General features: G+C 65.6%; 19 protein-coding genes and 1 tRNA gene. 10 read left to right on the top strand and 10 right to left on the bottom strand.

Annotated features, from left to right (window positions below; genetic code table 11):
- From ACEWPL_RS08565 to rlmB, 3 genes are all read right to left on the bottom strand, one after another.
- Positions 1–414, bottom strand: a complete 414-nt coding sequence (locus tag ACEWPL_RS08565; protein ID WP_393931351.1) for a CoA-binding protein — start codon at positions 412–414, stop codon at positions 1–3.
- A gap of 216 nt (positions 415–630) precedes the next feature.
- On the bottom strand, positions 631–975 hold the full coding sequence (locus tag ACEWPL_RS08560; protein ID WP_393931349.1) for a hypothetical protein: 345 nt from the start codon (positions 973–975) through the stop codon (positions 631–633).
- Between the two features lie 11 nt (positions 976–986).
- Positions 987–1,787 (bottom strand): 23S rRNA (guanosine(2251)-2'-O)-methyltransferase RlmB, encoded by an 801-nt coding sequence (gene rlmB, locus ACEWPL_RS08555; protein ID WP_393931347.1) that lies wholly within the window; start codon positions 1,785–1,787, stop codon positions 987–989.
- Between the two features lie 174 nt (positions 1,788–1,961).
- Here rlmB and ACEWPL_RS08550 point away from each other — a divergent pair.
- The 5 genes from ACEWPL_RS08550 (at position 1,962) to ACEWPL_RS08530 (ending at position 9,512) form a co-directional block, all read left to right on the top strand.
- Positions 1,962–2,045 (top strand) — tRNA-Tyr (locus tag ACEWPL_RS08550).
- A gap of 131 nt (positions 2,046–2,176) precedes the next feature.
- Positions 2,177–3,181, top strand: coding sequence for a hypothetical protein (locus tag ACEWPL_RS08545; protein WP_393931345.1), 1,005 nt, complete (start codon positions 2,177–2,179; stop codon positions 3,179–3,181).
- A gap of 106 nt (positions 3,182–3,287) precedes the next feature.
- Positions 3,288–4,565 carry an O-acetylhomoserine aminocarboxypropyltransferase/cysteine synthase family protein gene (locus ACEWPL_RS08540; protein WP_393931343.1) on the top strand — a complete coding sequence of 426 codons (1,278 nt, stop codon included), beginning with the start codon at positions 3,288–3,290 and terminating at the stop codon, positions 4,563–4,565.
- Between the two features lie 118 nt (positions 4,566–4,683).
- Entirely contained in the window at positions 4,684–7,362 is a 2,679-nt protein-coding gene (locus ACEWPL_RS08535; protein ID WP_393931341.1) for a hypothetical protein, read from the top strand.
- A gap of 236 nt (positions 7,363–7,598) precedes the next feature.
- A complete protein-coding gene (locus ACEWPL_RS08530) occupies positions 7,599–9,512 on the top strand; it encodes a cation:proton antiporter domain-containing protein (RefSeq protein ID WP_393931339.1) in 1,914 nt (637 codons plus the stop codon).
- A 20-nt stretch (positions 9,513–9,532) separates the two neighbouring features.
- Here the strand turns inward: ACEWPL_RS08530 and cobT are convergent, their stop codons facing one another.
- On the bottom strand, positions 9,533–10,537 hold the full coding sequence (gene cobT, locus ACEWPL_RS08525; RefSeq protein ID WP_393931337.1) for a nicotinate-nucleotide--dimethylbenzimidazole phosphoribosyltransferase: 1,005 nt from the start codon (positions 10,535–10,537) through the stop codon (positions 9,533–9,535).
- Between the two features lie 96 nt (positions 10,538–10,633).
- Here cobT and cobS point away from each other — a divergent pair, with 96 nt between their 5' ends.
- Positions 10,634–11,389, top strand: coding sequence for an adenosylcobinamide-GDP ribazoletransferase (gene cobS / locus ACEWPL_RS08520; RefSeq protein ID WP_393931335.1), 756 nt, complete (start codon positions 10,634–10,636; stop codon positions 11,387–11,389).
- 64 nt (positions 11,390–11,453) lie between these two features.
- Here the strand turns inward: cobS and ACEWPL_RS08515 are convergent, their stop codons facing one another.
- The 5 genes from ACEWPL_RS08515 to ACEWPL_RS08495 all read right to left on the bottom strand — a co-directional run bounded on the left by ACEWPL_RS08515 (position 11,454) and on the right by ACEWPL_RS08495 (position 16,521).
- Positions 11,454–11,963 carry a CarD family transcriptional regulator gene (locus tag ACEWPL_RS08515; RefSeq protein WP_393931333.1) on the bottom strand — a complete coding sequence of 170 codons (510 nt, stop codon included), beginning with the start codon at positions 11,961–11,963 and terminating at the stop codon, positions 11,454–11,456.
- Positions 11,964–12,270: 307 nt separating this feature from the next.
- Positions 12,271–12,609 carry a ferredoxin FdxA gene (fdxA, locus tag ACEWPL_RS08510; protein ID WP_393931331.1) on the bottom strand — a complete coding sequence of 113 codons (339 nt, stop codon included), beginning with the start codon at positions 12,607–12,609 and terminating at the stop codon, positions 12,271–12,273.
- Positions 12,610–12,658: 49 nt separating this feature from the next.
- On the bottom strand, positions 12,659–13,066 hold the full coding sequence (locus ACEWPL_RS08505) for an RNA-binding S4 domain-containing protein (protein WP_393931329.1): 408 nt from the start codon (positions 13,064–13,066) through the stop codon (positions 12,659–12,661).
- Positions 13,063–15,930, bottom strand: coding sequence for a helicase-related protein (locus tag ACEWPL_RS08500; RefSeq protein ID WP_393931327.1), 2,868 nt, complete (start codon positions 15,928–15,930; stop codon positions 13,063–13,065). The genes ACEWPL_RS08505 and ACEWPL_RS08500 overlap by 4 nt, the downstream gene beginning before the upstream one ends.
- 30 nt (positions 15,931–15,960) lie before the next feature.
- Positions 15,961–16,521 (bottom strand): tetratricopeptide repeat protein, encoded by a 561-nt coding sequence (locus ACEWPL_RS08495; protein WP_393931325.1) that lies wholly within the window; start codon positions 16,519–16,521, stop codon positions 15,961–15,963.
- A gap of 93 nt (positions 16,522–16,614) precedes the next feature.
- On the opposite strand from ACEWPL_RS08495, the gene ACEWPL_RS08490 reads away from it, so the two are divergent.
- Both ACEWPL_RS08490 and ACEWPL_RS08485 read left to right on the top strand, forming a co-directional pair.
- Complete coding sequence (locus ACEWPL_RS08490) at positions 16,615–16,905, top strand: SCP2 sterol-binding domain-containing protein (protein ID WP_393931323.1); 291 nt, start codon at positions 16,615–16,617, stop codon at positions 16,903–16,905.
- Positions 16,905–17,840: an alpha/beta hydrolase gene (locus ACEWPL_RS08485; protein WP_393931321.1), complete on the top strand. Its 936-nt coding sequence runs from the start codon at positions 16,905–16,907 to the stop codon at positions 17,838–17,840. Before ACEWPL_RS08490 ends, ACEWPL_RS08485 begins: the two co-directional genes overlap by 1 nt.
- Here ACEWPL_RS08485 and ACEWPL_RS08480 read toward each other — a convergent pair.
- Positions 17,837–18,667, bottom strand: a complete 831-nt coding sequence (locus ACEWPL_RS08480) for a fumarylacetoacetate hydrolase family protein (protein WP_393931319.1) — start codon at positions 18,665–18,667, stop codon at positions 17,837–17,839. The two genes, ACEWPL_RS08485 and ACEWPL_RS08480, sit on opposite strands and share 4 nt — an antisense overlap.
- A 66-nt stretch (positions 18,668–18,733) precedes the next feature.
- Here ACEWPL_RS08480 and ACEWPL_RS08475 point away from each other — a divergent pair, with 66 nt between their 5' ends.
- Both ACEWPL_RS08475 and ACEWPL_RS08470 read left to right on the top strand, forming a co-directional pair.
- Entirely contained in the window at positions 18,734–19,765 is a 1,032-nt protein-coding gene (locus ACEWPL_RS08475; protein ID WP_393931317.1) for a ligase-associated DNA damage response exonuclease, read from the top strand.
- Complete coding sequence (locus tag ACEWPL_RS08470) at positions 19,762–21,354, top strand: ATP-dependent DNA ligase (RefSeq protein ID WP_393931315.1); 1,593 nt, start codon at positions 19,762–19,764, stop codon at positions 21,352–21,354. Before ACEWPL_RS08475 ends, ACEWPL_RS08470 begins: the two co-directional genes overlap by 4 nt.
- Positions 21,355–21,389 lie beyond the last annotated feature (35 nt).

The raw sequence follows: 21,389 nt of genomic DNA, 5'->3' as shown, positions 1-21,389 counted from the left end.
TTAGGCCATCAGGCGCGGATACTCGATGGCCGGGCAGCGATCCATGATCACCTGAACACCGCGCGCGCGGGCCGTCTCGGCGGCCTCTTCGTGCACAACGCCCAGCTGCATCCAGATCGTCTGCAGCTTCGGCAACGCGGCCAACGCCTCGTCCACGACGCCCGGCACGTGTTCGGGGCTGCGAAAGACATCGACCATGTCGATATCGCCCTCGATGTCGGCAAGGTGGGCGACCACCTCCTGTCCCAGCAGGCTCTGGCCCGCAAGGCCGGGATTGACCGGAACCACCTCATATCCCTTGCCCAAGAGGAAACGCATCACACCATGACTGGGCCGCGCCGGATTGGCCGAGGCGCCCACAAGCGCGATGCGCCGCGTGGATTTCAGTATCTGCCTGATCGTGTCGTCTGTCATGGTGGCTCCCTCGCGTCTGCCTGTCCGCCGCAACGCTCCACAAAAAAGCGCCCGAAGTACAGACTTCGGGCGCAGTCACGGAACGAGGGACAGTGATAATAGACACCGAAGTTCCGGTCCGGCGTCTGTGCAGTATCATTTAGGACTGAATTTCAGATTAAGAAGAGGCGGTAATAGACCTGTGATCGGCATGTGACCTTTTGCAGCATGGCGGGCTCAGTCGAAGATATCTTCGACCACATCCCATATCTCCTCCAGCGCCTTGCGCAGCAAGGGTTTGCGCCGTTTGCGCCTGCGGGTTGGCTGGCGATAGGCCTCGTGCTCGGCCCTCCGGCGCTGCTCCAGATCGTCGCGCTGCGTGTCATAGGGATGGGGCGCGGGTTTGCGGCGCGGCGCCGGTTTCGGCTGGGCGCCGTTTCGCGACGGCGCGTTGCAGGGCATCGCCTTCATCTCGTGCAAGGGCGCACCGCAGGCCGCGCAGGACAGCTCGTGACGGCCCTCGCCGCGCAAAACCAACGCGGCGCGCGTGCCGCAATAGCAACATGTGGCGATCTTGCGCATGATTTCTCCAGCTACGGCGCGGCCTGGTCCGGCGCCTGAGTGGCATATAGGGCCACCGCCGCTGCATTTGAGACGTTGAGCGAGCCAAAGGCGCCAAAATACGGGATTTTCACCAAAATGTCGCAGGTCTCGCGGGTTTTCTGGCGCAGCCCCGGCCCCTCGGCGCCCAGCACTAGCGCAACGGGGCGATCACGCCGCCCGTCCAGCGCCTGCTCAATCGTCTGCTGGGCCTCGCCGTCGAGGCCCAGCACCAGATAACCCATCTTCTGTAGCTGCTGTATCGCATCGGCAAGGTTGCGCACCTGCTTGTAGGGCTGCCGCTCCAGCGCGCCGCTGGCGGTTTTCGCCAGCGCGCCGGTCTCGGGGGCGCTGTGATGGCGCGGCGCGATGACGGCGCAGGCGCCGAACACCTCGGCCGAGCGCAGGATCGCGCCCACATTATGCGGATCGGTCACACGGTCCAGCAGGATGATGCGCGGCGGGCGCCCGCCCTCGCCGCCGCCCAGCGCCAGCGTCTCCAGATCGCCCCAATCCAGCGGCTTGACCTCAAGCGCGGCCCCCTGATGCACCGATCCGGGATCGAGCGGCGCGGAAAACTTGCGCGGATCCACCTCCTCGGGCGTCATGCCGGATGCGTCGATCGCCTCCTGCAGCTTGTTGCGGGCGTTCAGCGTCACGATCAGGCGCAATTTTTCGCGCGCCGGGTTCAGCAGTGCATCGCGCACCGCGTGCAGACCAAAGAGCCAGACCGTCTCGGCATCCGCCGCCTTCTTGGCCTGCTCCTTTTCGACCACCCATTTCGGTTTTTTCATGGCGCGTGGCCCCTTCTGCTTAGGCCGCGCAATATCGGGTGCCCCCGCCCCGCGTGCAAGGCGTTTTCCACAGGGGATTTGATCCGCCCGTATCCCGGCCATTTTCCGGTTGACGCCTCACGGGCGCGCTTGTAATCAGCCCCCCACGTCAGGCGCTTGCGCGACTGGCCAAGTGGGCGACAGGCCGCAAGGTGTGGCAGGGGACTGTAACTCCCTCGCGGAGACGCACGCCAGGTTCGATTCCTGGGTCGCCCACCACTTTTTCCTCCCAATTTCCAATTTGATGCCGTGCGTGAAACAATCGCGTGCATTTTGCGCATCTTTCCCTCGTGCAAGGGCAATCTGCGCCCTATAGTGCCGAAAAAACGCGTCTCACCAGCAGGATGGACATGGCAGGGCAGCCGGCAGCACCGCAGCATTTCAACGTGATGATCGTGGCGCAAGCCGGGCGACTGCAATATGAGGCGCTGCTCTTTTGCCTGTCCCTGCGCAGCTATTGCCCGGACTTCGCGGGGCGCCTGCTGGTGGCCGAGCCGCAGCCCGGCCCTCTCTGGCCGAACGATCCGCGCATCAAGGGGGAGGAGACGCGCGCCATGCTGGAGGAACTGGGCGCCGAGATCATCCCGTTCCAGAGCCAGCATTTCGGCCATGCCTACCCCTATGGCAACAAGATTGAAGCGTTGGCAGCCCTGCCCAAGGGCGAGCCTTTCGTGTTCTTCGACACCGACACGCTGATCACCGGCGATCTGACCAGCGTCCCCTTCGACTTCGCCCGGCCCAGCGCCTCGCTGCGCCGCGAGGGCACATGGCCCAAACCCGAGCTTTACGGGCCGCAATACGGCGCGATCTGGAAGTCGCTCTATGACAAGTTTGGGCTGGATTACGAAAGCTCGCTCGACCAGAGCCAACCCGATGAATATTGGAAACGCTACCTCTACTTCAATGCCGGCTTCTTCTACTACAAATGCCCGCGCGCCTTCGGACAGCGCTTTCTCGACTATGCGCTCGCCATCCGCGACGATCCCCCCGAAGAGCTGATCTGCCAGGAGCTGGACCCGTGGCTGGACCAGGTGGCGCTGCCCTTGGTGATTCACAGCTTTGGCGGCGGGCGCGATGCCCTGCCCGAGGGGTATCTGGACGGCGCGGTCAGCTGCCACTACCGCCTGCTTCCGCTGCTCTATGCGCGTGAGGGCGATCACGTCGTCGATGCGCTGCACCACATCACCAATCACAACCGGGTGAAAAAGGTGCTCAAGGACTACGAGCCGATCAAGCGCATGGTCTATCAGGGCCGCGGCATGAAGGTGCGCGCGCTCTTCGATCGGGATGATCTGCCCCGGCGCGAGCAAGCCATCCGAAACACGATCAAGCGCAACGGGTTCTGGATGCGCTAGGCGCCCTGACGCCAGCCGCGTCATCATCCGGGCCAGCAGGGTCATTGCCCGATCCACCGCCATCCCCTACAAATCCGCCAAGGGAATTTTCAGGAGGGGGCATCCCATGACACTCGGTTTTGACACTTTGCAGGTCCACGCGGGCGCACGTCCCGATCCGGCCACCGGCGCGCGGCAGGTGCCGATCTACCAGACGACCGCCTACGCCTTTCGCGATGCCGAACATGCGGCCAAGCTCTTCAACCTTCAGGAAGTCGGCTACATCTATTCGCGCCTGACCAACCCGACCGTCTCGGCGTTGCAGGAACGTATAGCGACGCTCGAGGGCGGCGCTGGCGCTGTCTGCTGCTCGTCCGGGCACGCGGCGCAGATCATGGCGCTGTTCCCGCTGATGGGGCCGGGCAAGAATGTGGTCGTCTCGACGCGGCTCTACGGCGGCTCGATCACGCAGTTCAGCCAGACGATCAAGCGTTTCGGTTGGGCGGCCAGGTTCGTTGATATCGACGATATGGACGCCATCGCAGACGCTATCGACGACGACACGCGCGCGATCTTCTGCGAATCCATCGCCAATCCGGGCGGGCATATCGCCGATCTGCGCAGCGTTGCGGATGTGGCAGACAAGGCCGGTTTGCCGTTGATCGTGGACAACACCACCGCCACGCCCTACCTCTGCCGCCCGATCGAGCATGGGGCCACCCTCGTCGTCCACTCGATGACGAAATACCTCACCGGCAATGGCACCGTCACGGGCGGCGCCGTGGTGGATTCGGGCAAATTCGACTGGTCCGCCTCCGACAAGTTCCCGTCGCTCAGCGCACCCGAGCCTGCCTATCACGGCCTCAAGTTCCACGAGACCTTCGGCGCGCTGGCCTTCACCTTTCACGGCATCGCCATCGGCCTGCGCGATCTGGGGATGACGCTGAATCCGCAGGCGGCGCATTACACGCTGATGGGGATCGAGACGCTGTCCCTGCGGATGGAGCGCCACTGCGCCAACGCGCAGAAGATCGCGGAATGGCTGGAAGGCCATGATGCGATTTCCGGCGTGACCTATGCGGGCCTCAAAAGCTCGCCCTATCACGGGCGCATGGCGCAGGTCTGTCCCAAGGGCGCAAGCGGACTTTTCACCATTTCGCTCAAGGGGGGCTATGACGCCTGCGTCAAGTTCGTCGATGCGCTGGAGTTGTTCAGCCATGTGGCCAATCTGGGCGATACCCGCAGCCTCGTGATCCACCCCGCATCGACCACGCACCGCCAGCTGAGCGAGGATCAGCAGCGCGCGTCTGGCGCGGGCCCCGAGGTGGTGCGCATCTCGATCGGGATCGAGACTGCGGATGATCTGATCGCCGATTTGAATCAGGCCCTCGCCAAAGCGGGCTAGCGCGCGGGGGTTTGCCGGGCAGCGGGGCTTTTCCTTCCGTTCGGCAGGAACCTGCTATAGAATCATATGGTGCGCGGCAGGACTCCCGCCGCGCAGCCCCGGGTGCTAGAGACGTGCGATGAAACCGAATTTTGCCTTGATCCTGTCCAGTGAGGACCTGACCCTTTTGCACCGGACCTATTCCGGATGGGCGCGGGTCGGCGATGCGCGTTTCGACGATACGGACCTCCCCGGCACCATTGCCGCGCTGCAAGAGCGCGCGGGGCGACTGCCCGGCGATCAGACCTGTAAGATTGTGATCCCCGAGGATCAGATCAAATACCTCACTATCGAGGCGGAGGGCGATCCTGACACCGCCGTGCGCGCCGCGCTGGACGGCGCGACACCCTACGCGGTGGACGAGCTGGAATATGACTGGACCGCCGAAGAAGGCGTGATCCACATCGCCGCCGTCGCGCTGGAAACGCTGGGCGAGGCCGAGAGTTTTGCCGTCGAGAACGGGTTCGAGCCCGTTGGCTTTGCCGCGATCCCTGCACATGGCGATTTCCGGGGTGAGCCGTTCTTTGGCGCCACCCGCTGGGCCGGCACCGCCCTGCCCGAGGGCACCACGATCGAGCGGGATGCCGCGCCGATTCGCATCACCGGCGATGCCGAGATGCCCGCCGAGGAAGACACCGACGCACCCGTTGCCGCCGCCGCGGCCCAAGCTGTGGCCGAGGCCGGTCCGGCCCCGAAAAATAACAAAGCGCCAGAGGCCGAGGCGGATGCCGCCAAGCCGGTTATGGCGACGGAGGCTCCGGCTTCATCGCCCAAGGCCGAGCCCGCCAAGAGCACCGACAAGGCCGAGGCACCGGCGCCGACGGCTTTCACCTCGATCCGGGCCAGCCGCGGGGCCGAAGGCTCGCCCCGTGCGCCGCTTGTCTCGGGCGAACCAAGGCTGAGCCGGCTCGGCGGGGCCGAGCCTGCCCCCGCCACCGGCACCGCTCCGCCCCTGCCCAGCCCCGCCGATAGCGGCGTCAACGACCCTGCCCTCATGGCCGAACTTGCCGCCAGCCTTCAGCCCGATCCCGAGGCGCGGCTGGACCGCGACGCCGCGGCCGCCGCCAGCGACGAGCAGGAGAGCGATGCCCCGGCCGCCACCGGCGCCAGCCTGCCCGGCCTTTTCGGCACCCGCGCCGACAAGGAGGCGAACGAGGTCCCGCCCAAGGCCGCCAAATTTCGCCCCCGCGAGGATGAAAAGCAGCGCATGACCGTCTTTGGCGCGCGCCAGACCGAAGTACGGGGCAAGCCGCGCTTTCTGGGTCTGATCCTGACGGCGATCCTGCTGCTCTTCCTGGTGGGCGTTGCGGCCTGGGCCTCGATCTTCCTCGATGACGGGCTGGCGCGGTTCTTCGGCGGCGGCGATATCAAGCTGGCGGACGTCCCCGCCACGAGCGAAGAGGAAGCCGACCCTGCCGCATCCGAAGAGGAAGCAGAAGCGCCTGCACTGATCGCGCCGCTGCCGGGCGGCGACGAGGCGCGCGTTGCGTCCCTGCCCGAAGATACCGGCGCAGCCCGCCCCGAGGTGGCCAGTCTGCCAGATCGCCCCCTGCCCCTGTCGCCCAGCGAGGCGATGGCGCGCTATGCCGCCACCGGTATCTGGCAGATGGCCCCCGCCCCGCCTGAAACGCCCGGCGCGGGCGCGCCGATCACGGATCTCTACCAAGTGTCGCTGGACCCCGGCATCGACTTGGGCCTGCCCGCCAGCTTGCCGCGCCGGACCCCCGATGCGCGCGACACCGTGCCCGAGGCCCCCGGCGCGCCGCCCCCCGCAGGCACACGCTTTGACTTTGACGCGCGCGGCTTTGTGCGCGCGACCCCGGACGGGGCCATGACGCCCGAGGGCGTTCGCGTCGTTGCGGGCCGCCCGCCCCTGACGCCGCCCGCAGACATGGCGCAGACGGTTACTGTGACAGCCGAAGTGCCCGTCGCCGCCCCGGATGCCGAGAATGTCGAAGGTGGCGCGCCCGCGACCGAGGTGATTACGTTCACCGGCGATCCGGCCCTTGCCACGACTCGCCCCAAGGTGCGGCCCAGCACCGCCATCGCCGATGAAACCGGCGGCGAGCAGGAAGAATCGGACGCCACCCAAGTTCCGGGCGCGCCCGAGACGCGTATCGCCACAGCAGAGGATGCCGTTGTGACCGGCAATGCCTCGTCGCTGGCCATCCTGCGCCCGCAGCCACGCCCGGCCACAATGACAGCCGCGGCCGCCACGCTGGCTAGCGCGAATGGCGCGGCCGCCGCCCCGCTTGTCGATGGCGCCGCACTGACCCGCGCGATCGCTGCCGCCTCGGCCCAACCGGAGGCAACTGCCACGCAGCCGGCTGCCGCAGAGGCCGATCCCGAAGCGCTGGAGGATGCGTTCGACAACGCGACGCCGCAGGCCGTCACCGCCTCGCTGACGCCGCTGCGCCGGCCCGGCGATTTCGATACGACCGTCAAGCGCACGCGCGAGCAGGCCGCCGCGCAGCCGGTGCCAAGCTCGCAGCAGATGCAGCCTGCCTTGCCGACCAGCGCATCGGTGGCGAAACAGGCGACGGAGAAGAACGTGCTGAAGCTGCGCGAGGTCAACCTGATCGGCGTCTATGGCTCCAGCGCCAGCCGCCGCGCACTGGTCCGCCTTGGCAATGGCCGCTACCAGAAGGTGCGCGTCGGCGACGCGCTGGACGGCGGACAGGTGGCCGCCATCGGCGAGAGCGAGCTGCGCTACGTCAAGCGTGGCCGCAACGTGGTGCTGCGGATGCCCCAAGGCTAGCGTTGCCGCCTGCCGCCCGCCGCGCAAATTCCACGCAAAAGCATAAGGATCGTGCGTAAACACCCGCCCGGCCTCCGCTTGGCCGTTGCGACATTTCGTTCTGCCCTTATGCTTGTAGGTCTGACCCCGCCGGGGTAAGGCCGGAGGCACCGCATCGCGGTGCTCTGCGCCCCCGTTTTCATCCGGGACGACATCCGCCTCCGTCGCGGTGCGCCGTTCCCCCAAAGGAGACCGCGATGGACGCCTTTCTCTTCCAGGCCTCGATCTATCTGGCTGCCGCCGTGATCGCCGTTCCCATTGCGGCGCGTCTGGGGCTCGGATCGGTGCTGGGGTATCTGGCGGCGGGCATCCTGATAGGTCCGGTCGCGGGCCTTGTCGGGCAGGAAACGGCGGAGTTGCAGCATTTCGCGGAATTCGGCGTCGTGATGATGCTGTTCCTCATCGGTCTCGAACTGGAGCCGCGCGCGCTCTGGGACATGCGCCATCGCCTGCTGGGCCTTGGCGGGATGCAGGTGGTGCTGACCACACTGATCATCATGCTGGGCGCCATGGCTCTGGGACATGATTGGAGCGTCAGCTTGGCCGTCGGTCTGATCTTTGCCCTCTCCTCAACCGCGATCGTGCTGCAAACCCTGTCGGAAAAGGGCCTGATGCAAACCAAGGGCGGGCGCTCGGCCTTCTCCGTGCTGCTGACGCAGGATATCTCGGTCATCCCGATGCTGGCCCTCCTGCCCCTTCTGGCCATGCGCCAGACGCCGGACACGGTGCTGAAGGACGCGCTGCAGCGCCCCATGGGCGGCGACACGGCCGAGCAACTGGCCACCGGCGGCCATCACGAGAGCAGCCTGTCGCTGGTGGCCGGGCTGCCCGGCTGGGGCGTCACACTGGTCACGTTGGGGGTGGTCGGCGCGATCATCATTGCGGGGGTCTACCTGACGCGGCCCGTTTTCCGCTATATCCACGCCGCGCGCCTGCGCGAGATGTATACCGCCCTAGCCCTGCTGATCGTCTGCGGCATCAGCTTCTTGATGTATCTGATCGGCCTCTCCCCCGCCCTTGGCGCCTTCCTTGCTGGTGTCGTTTTGGCCAACAGCGAATTCCGCCACGAGCTGGAAAGCGATATCGAGCCGTTCAAGGGCCTGCTTCTGGGTCTCTTCTTCATCACCGTGGGCGCCGGCATCAACTTTGCCCTGCTCTTTGGCGCGCCATTCCTGATCCTCGGTCTGGCACTGATGGTGATCGTGCTCAAGGGCGCGATCCTTTACGTGCTGGGCCGCATGTTCGAACTGCGCGGGCGCAATCTGTGGCTCTTTACCCTGTCGCTGGCGCAGGCGGGCGAGTTCGGCTTTGTCCTCATCTCCTTCTCGGGCCAGCAGAATGTCGTTCCCGCCGACATGACCGAAATGCTGCTGTTGATCGTCGCCATGTCGATGCTGATCACGCCGCTGCTGTTCATCCTCTATGACTGGCTCTCGAGCCATATGGACGAGGCCGCCGAGGCCGCCGAGCCCGATGACGTCGACGAGCAGGCCCGCATCATCATCGTCGGCATCGGCCGTTTCGGGCAAATCGTGAACCGTCTTGTGCGCTCCTCGGGCTACGAGACGGTCGTGCTCGATCATGATCTGGGCGCGATCCAGCGGATGCGCCGCTTTGGGGTCAAGGGCTTCTTTGGCGACCCGACCCGCCCCGAGATGCTGCACGCGGCGGGTCTGCGCGATGCCAAGGTGCTGGTCGCCGCGCTGGATGATCCCGACGCCGCCGTTCGGCTGGTGACGTTTGCGCGGCGCGAGAGGCCCGATCTGCACATCATCGCGCGGGCGCGCGACCGCAACCACGTATTTCGCCTCTATCAGGCGGGCGCCAATGACATCGTGCGCGAGATGTTCGACGCATCCCTGCGGGCCGGTCGCTATGTACTGGAAAACATGGGTCTGTCCGAGTTCGAGGCGGCCGAGCTGGAGGATATGTTCTACCATCATGACCGCAATTCCGTGCGTGAACTGGCCTCTCTCTGGGATCCGGACGTACCCACGGTGGAGAACGAGGAGTACCTCGCCCGCGCCCGCGAGCTGGAGCGCGAATTGGAGACGATGCTGCTGTCCCAGCTGGAGGAATCGGACGACGACACGCCGCGGAAAAGCGCCTGACTGCCCCGCCCCGGCAGCGGTCAGCCGCCGCTGACGCCGGCCTCGTCGAAAGTCGCCATGCCCGAATGGCAGGCCAGCGCGCCCTGAAGGATGGCGATGGCCAGCGCCGCGCCCGACCCCTCGCCCAGTCGCATGCCCAGCGCCAATAGCGGCTCCTTCCCAAGCTGTGCCAGAAGGCGGGGATGCCCGGCCTCGGCGCTGACATGGCCCGCCACGCAGTGGTCCAGCGTGCCGGGCGCCTCGGCCTCAAGACAGGCGGCAGCGGCGCAGCAGATGAACCCGTCCAGGATCACCGGAATGCGCAGGTACCGCGCCCGCAGGATGGCCCCCGCCATTGCCGCCAACTCGCGCCCGCCCAGTGCACGCAGTACCTCGAGCGGCCTGTCCCGCACCGCAGCGTGCCTTGCCACGCCCGCCGTAACCACGCGCGCCTTGAGGGAAACCTCATCGGGCCCAAGCCCCGTGCCGCGGCCCGTCCAGTCGGCGGCCTCCCCGCCATAGAGTGCGGTCGCAATGGCAGAGGCCGAGGTGGTATTGCCGATCCCCATCTCGCCCGTCACCAAGAGGTCTGCGCCAGAATCCACAGCGTCCCAACCTGCGCGGATGGCGGCCATGAAGCCCGCCTCGTCCATCGCCGGACCTTGCGTGAAATCGTCGGTGGGGCAGCCCAGATTCAGAGGGACGACATCCATCTTAGCCCCGAACTGGCGCGCCAACTGGTTGATCGCCGCGCCGCCCGCCTCGAAATTCGCCACCATCTGCGCCGTCACTTCGGCAGGAAAAGCTGACACGCCCTGCGCCGTGACGCCGTGATTGCCGGCAAAGACGATGACCTGCGGCGCGCGAATCTGCGCGCGCGCATCACCGCGCCAGCCACAATACCAGGCGGCCAGGTCCTCCAGCCGGCCCAGCGCGCCGGGCGGTTTCGTCAGGCTGGCATCGCGCGCACGGGCGGCCTCCAGCGCCGCCTTGTCCGGTGCAGGAAGATCCTGCAGGCAAGCTGCCAGATCCGCTATGCTGTGCATTTCCACGTTCATCCTGCTGGCCCCCGTTGCATATGCGCTTGGCGTCGGTGTATCGCAGAGGGGCAGAATGTGGCATCCCCAAAAAGGTCCGGTCCCATGCGGAAAAACGACGCTTTGATGCCCTATACGGGCGACTTCCACGCAGCGATGGCCCTGCTGACCCGCCTGCCCCTGCCGGACGCCCCCACGCGCGGGGCCGGGGCGGTATGGGCCTATCCTCTGGTAGGTGCGCTGGTGGGCCTCATCGCGGGTCTGATCGGCCTGATTGCGCATTGGTGTGGCTTGCCTTCGGCGCTGGCCGCGCTTGCGGCCCTTGCCGCGCAGGTGATCGTTACCGGTGCGATGCACGAGGACGGGCTGGCCGATACGGTCGACGGGTTCTGGGGCGGCTGGGCGCCCGCCAGGCGGCTGGAGATCATGAAGGACAGCCATATCGGCGTCTTTGGCGTCATCGCGCTGATCCTGTCGCTCGGCGCCCGCTGGGCGGCGCTTTGGCTGCTGTTTCAACTTGATGGGGGCTGGGCATTGGCCGCGATCGTTACCGCCGGCGCGGTATCGCGTGCGGCTATCCCGGCCATGATGTGGGCCCTGCCCCATGCACGCGACGCGGGGCTGTCGCACGGCACGGGTCGCCCGGATGCGCGCCTCTGCGGCGCTGCCGCTGGGATTGCCGCACTGATCGCGCTGGTGCTGGTGGGCTGGTCGGCGTTTTTCGCTCTGATCTGGGCCGCGCTCGTAACCTTCGCATTGGCGTGGATCGCGCGGGACAAGATCGGCGGCCAGACGGGCGACACCCTGGGCGCGGTGCAGCAACTGGCCGAGATCGCCGTGTTGCTGTCGATTCTGGTCTGATTGGACACGAAAAAGGCCGCAGCCCGTGCAGGGTTGCGGCCTTTTTCCTCTACAACAGCAGCTGTCAGGCTGCGCGCGACACCAGAACGTCGCCCACCTGGCGGGCGGCTTCGACCTCGTCATCGCCGCTGACAGCAGCGACTTCGCGGGTCAAACGCTCAAGCGCGGCCTCGTAGAGCTGACGCTCGGAATAGCTTTGCTCGCGCTGATCGTCGGTGCGGTGCAGGTCGCGCACGACCTCGGCAATCGCGATCAGGTCGCCCGAGTTGATCTTTTGCTCGTATTCCTGCGCGCGGCGCGACCACATGGCCTTCTTGGCCTTGGCCTTGCCCTTGAGCGTCGTCATCGCCTTCGAGACGATATCGGGGCTGGAAAGCGAGCGCATGCCAATCTCGGTCGCCTTGTGCGTGGGCACGCGCAGTGTCATCTTGTCCTTCTCAAAGTTGATGACAAAGAGTTCCAGTTCGATCCCGGCGATCTCCTGGCTTTCGATCGAGACGATCTTGCCCACGCCATGCGCGGGATAGACGACAAAATCATTCGGGCTGAAGTCGGGCTTTTTGGCTTTGCTCATTCAAAACTTCCTTTCCTGCTGGCCCGAATGTCATCGACAATCACATGCTGCCCGGCGCGGCGCCGGTGGGGCATGTCACAATGTCTTGGCACAGGAAAATCCACACCCAAGCATATGCAGGGGAGAGTGGATATCGGGCATGGCGTTACATCTAAGCTGTGTATACCACGAATCGGGCCCTTGCGGAAGGGTGCGCTTAGCATCCCGTCACACATGCACGTGACGCAATGCGATTTCGAGGCGGATTTCAGCACCAGATGTTGGGCAAACTGCCTGATTTGGCAGGCTGCGGGTCGGTTAGCTGGTGTCAGCCGCCCTCGCCCGGCGCTTCGGAGAAATATTTCTCCAATTTATCGCTTTCGCCGTCGCGTTCCTTGGCCTCGGGCAACTCGTCCTTTTTGGTGACGATCACCGGCCAGAGTTCTGCGTATTTGCGGTTGAACTCCACCCATTTTTCCATGTCCGGCTCGGTATCCGGGCGGATCGCATCTGCCGGGCATTCCGGCTCGCAAACGCCGCAATCGATGCACTCGTCAGGGTGGATCACCAGCATGTTCTCACCCTCGTAAAAGCAGTCGACAGGGCACACCTCGACGCAGTCGGTGTATTTGCAGGCGATGCAGGCATCGTTGACGATATAGGTCATGTCGGCCTCTTGAGAGTGGGTCGGGCGACAAATAGTCCAGCCCCGGTTATCATTCAAGCGCCCCGGGAGGATTGAGGTCCAGTTTGCGCCGGTCCTTCTTGGTGGGACGCCCTTTTCCCTCGTAACGCGGGTTGGGCGAAACAGGTGTTTCGCCCTTCGGTTCGGGCGCGGGCGTCAGATCGTCATAAAGGGTCTGCGCCTCGGGCGCCGGGCCGCGCCGCAAGCCGGGCGCGATGATACGCACAACGCGGATCTGCTGGGCCTGCGCGAAAGTCAGAACGTCGCCGGGCCGCACCATCTGCGCCGGTTTTCCGGCCCGGTTGCCGTTGACGCACACATGGCCCGACTTGACCACGGCTGCGGCCAATCCGCGCGTCTTGAAGAAACGCGCCTGCCAGAGCCATTTGTCGAGGCGGATCCTGCCCGCCTCGACGGCGTCACCAGCGGGTGTCGTCACTTGTCTTTCTTGAAGCCCATGAGGGCTGCGGCAAAGGGATTGTCGGGGTCGATCCTGTCCTTCTTTGGCGCAGGCTTCGCCTCGAAGCTCTTGGCGCCGGCATTGCCGGGCTTGCCGCCCCTCTCGCCGCCCCGATCACCACTCTTGGGCTTGCCCTTGCCACGCGGCTTGCCGCGCCCCTCCTGCGGTTTGCCGCGGGGCGCGCCCTCGCGCGCAGCGGCGGGCGGGCCGCTGCGGCGGGCGCGTCCGGCCCAGGTGAAGGTGTAATAAACTTCTGGCTCGGCCGAGGGCGCGATGGGATCGGCAGGCGTGCCGGGCGCGACCTCGGTCTCGCTCATCTCAGGGATGTCGGCGGGCACTTCGGCCTCTTCCTCGGGCGTCTCGGCCACGGGGGCTATGCCTTCGGCCTCGATATTCTCGACTATATCGCCTGCGGTCTCGGTCTCGGGCTCGACGCCCGGCGCCTCATCCATGATCTGATCGACAGGCTTGACCTTGGCGCGCTCGCCGCGCTCAGCCTTGTAGCCAAGGCCTTCCATCAGGTCCGCGAACTGCTCCAGCGTCATGCCGGTGATCGACAGCATGTCGGCCTTGGCCTCGAACCCGCCGCGGCTGTCCTCAGCGCGCAGCATGTCGGCCAGACGCTCCAGCATGTCGATGCGAATGGCGCGCGCGCCAGCGGCGCGGTAGCCGGCCATGGTGTAATAGCCCTGCGGCATCTTGGCGGCAGGCACCGTGACGAGGCCGGGGGGCGGCGCCTCGGGGAACTCGTCCATGCCATTGGCGAGGCCCCAGAGCACCAGGCGCAAGCGCGTCGGCGCGGGCTTCAGCAGAAGCGGCATGAAGATGGTGAACTGGCCAAAGCGCACGCCATGCTTGCGCAGCGCGCCGCGCGCGTCCTGCTCGAGCGATTTGACCTCATCGGCCACGTCACCGCGCGGGATGATCCCCATCGTCTCGACCATGCGAAAGCCGAAGCCGCGTGCGAGGCCGGTCAGCGTCTCATCGCGGCTGATGTTCAAAAGTGGCTCAAAGAGGGTCGCAACCTTGCGGTCGATGAAATGCTGCAAGCGGCGCTCGACCTTCTGCGCGACATCGGGGCCCGCCTCGTCGTCGACAAAGGCCTTGACGCCGGGCTTCATCGGGTCAGAGCCCGCCACCAGCTTGCCCACGGCATTCTTGCCCCACATGAGGCCGCCCTGCTCGGTAAAATCGATCTCGGTATCGGGCGCATTGTAAAAGCGATCGGCACGCAGGTTAAAGTGAGGCGCAAGCGCCTGAAGGCTGGCCTGACCCAGCGTCTTGGCCTCCTGCCCTGACGCCGTCTTGTCCTGCACAAAGCGGAACCCGTCCAGACGGCCGACGAATTCGCCTTCGACCGTCACTTCACCAGTATCGTTAACCTCTGCCACAATGGCTTCCTTCTGCTTGAGCCGGCGCAAGAGCACGGATGTGCGCCGATCCACAAATCTTTGCGTCAACGCCCCATGCAGCGCGTCCGACAATCGGTCTTCTACAGCGCGCGTCGCCTCGCGCCAATGCGTTTCGTCATCCACCCAGCCTTTTCGCTGGGCGACGTATGTCCATGTGCGGATATACGCCAGACGTTTCGACAACGTATCAATGTCGCCATCGGTTCGGTCGATGCGCTTGATTTGTCGCGCCAGCCAGTCATCGGGGATGCGGCCCCATTCATGCAAGTCGCAGAAGATCGTCTCCAGAAGGCTCGCATGCTCGGCCTGGCTGATGCCGCGAAAATCAGGAATGCGGCAGACATCCCATAGCAGTTTCACCGCCGCGCCACCGATTGCGCGGGCCTGCACATCGGTAATTTCCGACAGGGTGCGCAGCGCGGTCAGATCATCTGCCTCGCGGGCGCGGACCAGCGCTTCGTGCTCAGGCTTGGCCTCCAACGAGGCGATGAGCGCACCTGTCGATCCCATCTGCAGCGCAGCGTTGCGCCATTCCAGCTTGCGGATCGGAGCAAAACGGTGCTCCATGATCGCCTCGGCCACATCGGGCGTCAACTCGGGCGCCTCACCGGTGACGCCGAAAGTGCCATGGCTCATCCCGCGCCCCGCGCGGCCTGCAATTTGGGCCAACTCGTTCGGCATCAGTTGGCGCATGCGCCGTCCATCGAACTTGGTCAGCGAGGAAAACGCAACGTGGTCGATATCTAGGTTGAGGCCCATGCCGATGGCATCGGTCGCCACCAGATAGTCCACATCGCCGTTTTGATACATCTCGACCTGCGCGTTGCGCGTGCGCGGGGACAATGCGCCCATGACCACCGCCGCACCGCCCTTCTGGCGGCGCAGCACCTCAGCGATGGCATAAACATTATCCACCGAAAATCCGACGATTGCGCTGCGCGAGGGCATTTTACTTATCTTTTTCGAACCTGAATACATCAGATCCGACATTCGGGTGCGCGGCACGAATTCCGCCTCCGGGATCAGCTGCGCGATCATGCTGCGCATCGTTCCGGCGCCCAGGAACTGCGTCTCGCGCAAGCCGCGCATCCGCAAAAGGCGGTCGGTGAAGACATGGCCCCGCTCGGGATCGGCGCAAAGCTGGATCTCGTCCACCGCGACGAAATCGGCACCGATGCCCTCGGGCATCGCCTCGACCGTGCAGACCCAGTATTTGACCCGCGGCGGCACGATCCGCTCTTCGCCGGTGACCAGCGCCACCACCGAGGGGCCGCGCGCGCGAACGATCTTGTCATAGACCTCGCGCGCCAATAGGCGAAGCGGCAGGCCGATGACGCCCGTGGGATAGCCCAGCATCCGCTCGATCGCGAAATGCGTCTTGCCGGTATTGGTAGGACCCAGAACCGCAAGGATCCGTGCGTTGTCGGCCATGGGCCTCGTCTCCGGTGGTTCAGGAATGCGTCAGAGATCAGCGCCCTGGGTTTCGGCGTCGATCCGGGCCATTGCGGCCTCGGTATCATCGAAATGCGGGTGGATCTCGGCCACGCGGGCATAGGCCTCGCGGGCGAGCACGGCCTGGCCAATCTCTTCCAGCAGCGCGCCGAGGCTGTAGATCGCGGCGAAATTGCGCGGGTCCAGCGCCAGCGCCCGCTCCAGATCGGCCATGGCAGGGCCAATCATGTCGGCGCGGGCAAACGCGACCGAGCGCGCGTGCCAACCTTCGGAAAAGCCGGGCGCATGATCGGTCAGGGCACTCAAGAGTTCGATGGCAAGGCCGGTATCCCCCGCCGAGAGCGCGTCGCGCCCCCGTTTCAGCAGAAGGTTCATCGCGGGCGAGCCGGATTTCGACAGCTCCAGCCGAATTTCCCGGCCCAGCCGCATGGCCTCGGGCGCGGGGGCGGTCTTCAGCGCCTCGTACATGTCATCAAGCCGCGCGCTATCCTGCGCCTGCGCCCCCACAGGGGCAGCCAGCGCCAGACACAGCGCCAGGACAGGATTGAGGTTGATGCGAAGAGCGCCCATAACAGTCCCAAGTTTAGCGCCACGGGCGGGAAAGCAAACCCCCCCCGATGCATGCAGGCGCATCATGGCTGATCAAAATGGCGGGAGCGGCAGATGAGCGACAGGGTGAATGAGGCGGTCGAGGCACTGAACGCGCGGCTGACCGGCGCGCCGATGGAGGGCTCGGCCAAGTTCGTCGTCACCGGCGAGGGCGCGATCATCATCGACGCGGCGGGCGCGCGCGCCTCGGACGCGGCAGCGGATGTGACGCTGACCGCGCCGGCCGATGTCTTTCTGGCCATCGTCGAGGGCGATCTGGACCCGGCCACCGCCTTCATGAGCGGCAAGCTGGATGTCGAGGGCGATGTGAGCGTCGCGATGCAGCTGGGCCGGGTTCTGGGCTGATGGACGAGGCGCCGCTGCTGGAGGATGTCGCGGACGGCCCGCCGGGTGGCCGCGCGGTCTGGGCCACCGCGGCGGATGGCGTGCGTATCAGGGTGGCGCACTGGCCTCGCGCAGGCGCGCGCGGGACCGTGCTGCTCTTTCCCGGGCGGACGGAATTCATTGAGAAATATGGGCACGCGGCGCGGGATCTGGGCGCGCGGGGCTATGGCGTGGCGGCGATCGACTGGCGCGGTCAGGGGCTGTCGGAACGGCTGACAGGCGACACGCTGACCGGCCATGTCGGCAGTTTTGCCGACTACGGCCATGACGTGGCCGCAATGGTCGGCGTCGCCGAGGCGCTGGACCTGCCGCGCCCGTGGCACCTTCTGGCGCATTCCATGGGCGGCGCGATCGGGTTGCGCGCAGTGGCAGAGGGCCTGTCGGTCGCCACCTGTGCCTTTTCCGCGCCAATGTGGGGGATCGACCTGCGTGCGGCTTTGCGGCCCGTGGCCTGGTCGCTGGGCTGGGCCAGCGGGCGTATCGGCCTTGGGCATCGCTATGTACCCAGCACCGGGCCAGACAGCTATGTGCTGAACGCGCCGTTCGAGACAAATGACCTGACCCGAGACGCCGAGATGCTGAAGCATATGCGCGCGCAGCTGACCGCCCATCCCGAACTGGCCCTTGGCGGGCCTAGCCTTCGCTGGCTCTTTGCGGCGCTGCACGAGTGCCGCCACCTTCATTCGCTGCCCTCGCCCGCGCTGCCCTGCCTCACTTTTCTGGGCACCGACGAGCGTATCGTTGACACGGCCCGCATCGAGGCGCGCATCGCCCGCTGGCCCGGCGCCCGGCTGGAAAGGCTGGAGGGCGCGCTGCACGAGCCGATGATGGACCTGCCCGAGACGCGCGAGGCCCTCTGGACCATGCTGGACGCATTCTGGCGCGCGCACGCCTAGGGGTCTTGCCGCACCTCCTGCCGCTGCGTGCCAAGACCGGCGATGGCAAGTGTCATCACATCGCCCTCACGCAGGAAACGCGGCGGTTTCATTCCCATGCCCACCCCTGGCGGCGTGCCTGTGGCAATGATATCGCCTGGATGCAGCGTCATCATCTGGCTGAGATACGAGATCACCTCGGCCACGCCGAAGATCATCGACGCCGTGCTGCCGCGCTGCGCAGGCTCTCCGTTGAGGTCCAGCACCATGTCCAGCGCCTGAACATCGTCCAACTCATCGGGCGTGACCAACCAGGGGCCGATGGGGCCGAAACTGTCGCAGCTCTTGCCCTTGGTCCACTGTCCACCCCTCTCGGTCTGAAAGGCGCGCTCGGAGACATCGTTGACGATGGTATAGCCCGCGACATGGCTCAGCGCGTCCGCCTCGCCGACATATTTTGCACGCCGCCCGATCACGATGCCCAGTTCGACCTCCCAATCGGATTTCTCGGACCCGCGCGGCAGGTAGACCGGATCGTTCGGCCCCGAGATCGAAGAGGTCGCTTTCATGAAAACGATCGGCTCCTTCGGCGGCTCCAGCCCAACCTCGGCGGCGTGATCATAATAATTCAGCCCGATCCCGATCAGCTTGCCTACGCCGCCCACGGGCGGGCCAAGGCGCGGCGCACCGGGCACCTGGGGCAACGTATCCACATCCAGCTGCGGCAACGCGGCCAAGACATCGCCCGCGATGTCCTCCACCACGTCCGACAGATCGCGCAGCTCGCCCGCGCCATCCAGAACGCCCGGCCGCTCGGCCCCCGCCTCGCCGTATCGCACGAATTTCATATCCAGCTCCCTTGCCTGCTTTGGCGGCAGACTAGCCGCCCCACCTCTCTGCGCAAGAGGCTGGCAATGGTCGCGGCGCAGCCTATCCTTCCTCTCATGGTGCTAAGCTTCAAACCAGAGGGCATTTACTGCCCCGCAGGCGATTTCTACATCGACCCGTGGCGTCCCGTGGACCGCGCGCTGATCACGCATGGGCATGCCGATCACGCGCGCCCGGGCCATCGGCGCTACCTTGCCACCGATATCGCGGGGCCGGTCATGCGCCACCGCCTCGGGCAGATTGACCTCGATTCGATAAGATACGGTGAACCCCGCTCCATCGGCGGCGCCAAGGTGTCCTTCCACCCAGCCGGCCACATTCCCGGCTCGGCCCAGATAAGGGTCGAGGTCGGGGGTGAGGTCTGGGTCGTTTCAGGCGATTACAAGACCGTGCCTGATGCACTCTCGACCCCGTTCGAGACCGTGAAATGCCACAGCTTCATCACCGAATGCACCTTTGGTCTGCCGGTCTTCGAATGGCCGTCCGAGGCCGAGGCCGCGCGGCAGATCAACGACTGGTGGGCCGCCAACGCCGCCGAGGGAAAGTTCAGCCTGCTGGGCGCTTACTCGCTCGGCAAGGCGCAGCGGGTGATGAGCCTTCTCGACCCCGAAATCGCACCGATCCTGACCCATGGCGCGGTCGAGAACACGAATGCCATCCTGCGGGATCAGGGCTTTGACCTTCCCGCCACGACCTATGTCACGCCCGACCTCGCCCCCAAGGACTACCCAGGCGCGATGATCATCGCGCCCCCCGGCGCGCTTGGCAGCGATTGGGCCCGCCGGTTTCGCCCCCATGCCACCGGTTTTGCCAGCGGCTGGATGCGGATGCGCGGCGTGCGTCGGCGGCGGAGCGTCGACCGTGGTTTTGTCGTGTCGGACCATGCGGATTGGAACGGGCTCAACACAGCGATTAGAGAAACTGGTGCGGAAAATCTATATGCCACACATGGTTACACGGATATCTTCGCGCGATGGTTGAAGAGTGAGGGTTACAATGCCGAGGCGCTGACGACCGAATTCAGCGGCGAGGCACTCGATGCGGAGGAGACCGAATGAAACGGTTCACCGCGCTTTACGCGACCATCGATCAGACGACGAAAACCAACACCAAGGTCGCCGCCCTTGCCGCCTATTTCGAGGCCGCACCCGAGGAGGATCGGCTTTGGACCATCGCGCTCTTCTCGGGCCGCCGCCCGCGCCGCGCGATCACGACGACAAAACTGCGCGAATGGGCGGCCGAGCGGGCGGGCATCCCCCTCTGGCTCTTCGAGGAAAGCTATCCAATCGTGGGCGACCTGGCCGAGACAATCGCCCTCATCCTGCCGCTGCCCAGCCGCACACAGGATCGCAGCCTGACCGATTGGATCGGATATCTGCGCGGCCTCAATGGCGCCGAGGAGGAGGCGCGCAAATCCGCCGTTCTGGACGCATGGGACCAGATGGATGCTGCCGAGCGGCTGGTCTTCAACAAGCTGCTGACAGGCGGCTTCCGCGTCGGGATCAGTCGCAAGCTCATGACCCGCGCGCTCAGCGCCGCCACCGGCCATGACGAGGCGGAGCTGGCCCATCGCCTGATGGGTAACTGGACGCCCGACACCACCAGCTATCGCGCGCTGATCGAGGCGCCAGATCCCGAGGCGGTGCAATCGCGGCCCTACCCCTTCTGCCTAGCCTATGGCTTGGAAGAAGAGCCGGAGACGCTGGGCGATCCGGGAAACTGGCTGGCCGAGTGGAAATGGGACGGCATCCGCGGCCAGCTGATCGCGCGCGGCAATGCGCACTTCGTCTGGTCGCGCGGCGAAGAGTTGATGACTGATAGGTTCCCCGAATTCGCCAAGGCCGCCGATTTCCTGCCCCCAGGCACCGTGCTGGATGGCGAAATCGTGGCCTGGGACGGCGCCGCCCCGCTGCCCTTCAACGATCTGCAAAAGCGGATCGGGCGGAAAACCGTGCCAAAAACCTTGCTTAAAAGCGCGCCGGTGATCCTTCTGGCCTATGATCTGTTGGAGGAGGATGGCGAAGACCTGCGCAGCCAGCCCTTTTCCGAGCGGCGCGCGCGGATGGATAGCCTGCTGGCCCGGCTGCCCGAGGAGGCGCCTGTGCGCCCCTCCCCACTGATCGCCTATGACAGCTGGGAGGCGCTGACGGAAGTCCGCAGCACCGCGCGCGAGAACCGCTCCGAGGGTATGATGCTCAAATCCGCTGCCAGCCCCTATCACGCGGGGCGCAAGCGCGGCGATTGGTGGAAGTGGAAGCTGGACCCGCTGACCATCGACGCGGTGATGATCTACGCACAGCAGGGATCCGGGCGGCGCGCGAACCTCTTTACCGACTTCACCTTCGCCGTCTGGAGCGGCAATGATCTGGTCCCCTTCACCAAGGCGTATTCCGGCCTCACCGACACCGAATTCCGCAAGATCACCGCTTGGGTGCGCCGCAATACCCAAGCGAGGTTCGGCCCCGTTCGACAGGTCACACCCGAGCATGTGTTTGAAATCGCCTTCGAGGGCATCGCCCCCTCGCCGCGTCATAAATCCGGCGTCGCCCTCAGGTTTCCCCGCATGAAACGCTGGCGCCATGACAAGCCGCTGCAGGAGGCGAATACCTTGGACGACCTGCACGAGATGCTGCGCCAATACGGGTAAAATGGCCCCCTTGAGCGCGCGCCGCGCGCCGCCTA

This window comes from Roseovarius roseus (genome assembly GCF_043355935.2).
In the GTDB taxonomy this organism is placed as follows: Bacteria; Pseudomonadota; Alphaproteobacteria; order Rhodobacterales; family Rhodobacteraceae; genus Roseovarius; species Roseovarius roseus.
This window is presented reverse-complemented; position numbering and strand designations above follow the sequence as displayed.

Coding starts and splice junctions, on each gene's coding strand:
- ACEWPL_RS08470 (WP_393931315.1), top strand. CDS start 19,762: ATGAAACGGTTCACCGCGCTTTACGCGACCATCGATCAGACGACGAAA.
- ACEWPL_RS08500 (WP_393931327.1), bottom strand. CDS start 15,930: ATGGCCGACAACGCACGGATCCTTGCGGTTCTGGGTCCTACCAATACC.
- rlmB (WP_393931347.1), bottom strand. CDS start 1,787: ATGAAAAAACCGAAATGGGTGGTCGAAAAGGAGCAGGCCAAGAAGGCG.
- ACEWPL_RS08480 (WP_393931319.1), bottom strand. CDS start 18,667: ATGAAATTCGTGCGATACGGCGAGGCGGGGGCCGAGCGGCCGGGCGTT.
- ACEWPL_RS08565 (WP_393931351.1), bottom strand. CDS start 414: ATGACAGACGACACGATCAGGCAGATACTGAAATCCACGCGGCGCATC.
- ACEWPL_RS08485 (WP_393931321.1), top strand. CDS start 16,905: ATGGACGAGGCGCCGCTGCTGGAGGATGTCGCGGACGGCCCGCCGGGT.
- cobT (WP_393931337.1), bottom strand. CDS start 10,537: ATGCACAGCATAGCGGATCTGGCAGCTTGCCTGCAGGATCTTCCTGCA.
- cobS (WP_393931335.1), top strand. CDS start 10,634: ATGCGGAAAAACGACGCTTTGATGCCCTATACGGGCGACTTCCACGCA.
- ACEWPL_RS08535 (WP_393931341.1), top strand. CDS start 4,684: ATGAAACCGAATTTTGCCTTGATCCTGTCCAGTGAGGACCTGACCCTT.
- ACEWPL_RS08545 (WP_393931345.1), top strand. CDS start 2,177: ATGGCAGGGCAGCCGGCAGCACCGCAGCATTTCAACGTGATGATCGTG.
- ACEWPL_RS08495 (WP_393931325.1), bottom strand. CDS start 16,521: ATGGGCGCTCTTCGCATCAACCTCAATCCTGTCCTGGCGCTGTGTCTG.
- ACEWPL_RS08475 (WP_393931317.1), top strand. CDS start 18,734: ATGGTCGCGGCGCAGCCTATCCTTCCTCTCATGGTGCTAAGCTTCAAA.
- ACEWPL_RS08490 (WP_393931323.1), top strand. CDS start 16,615: ATGAGCGACAGGGTGAATGAGGCGGTCGAGGCACTGAACGCGCGGCTG.
- fdxA (WP_393931331.1), bottom strand. CDS start 12,609: ATGACCTATATCGTCAACGATGCCTGCATCGCCTGCAAATACACCGAC.
- ACEWPL_RS08530 (WP_393931339.1), top strand. CDS start 7,599: ATGGACGCCTTTCTCTTCCAGGCCTCGATCTATCTGGCTGCCGCCGTG.
- ACEWPL_RS08515 (WP_393931333.1), bottom strand. CDS start 11,963: ATGAGCAAAGCCAAAAAGCCCGACTTCAGCCCGAATGATTTTGTCGTC.
- ACEWPL_RS08560 (WP_393931349.1), bottom strand. CDS start 975: ATGCGCAAGATCGCCACATGTTGCTATTGCGGCACGCGCGCCGCGTTG.
- ACEWPL_RS08540 (WP_393931343.1), top strand. CDS start 3,288: ATGACACTCGGTTTTGACACTTTGCAGGTCCACGCGGGCGCACGTCCC.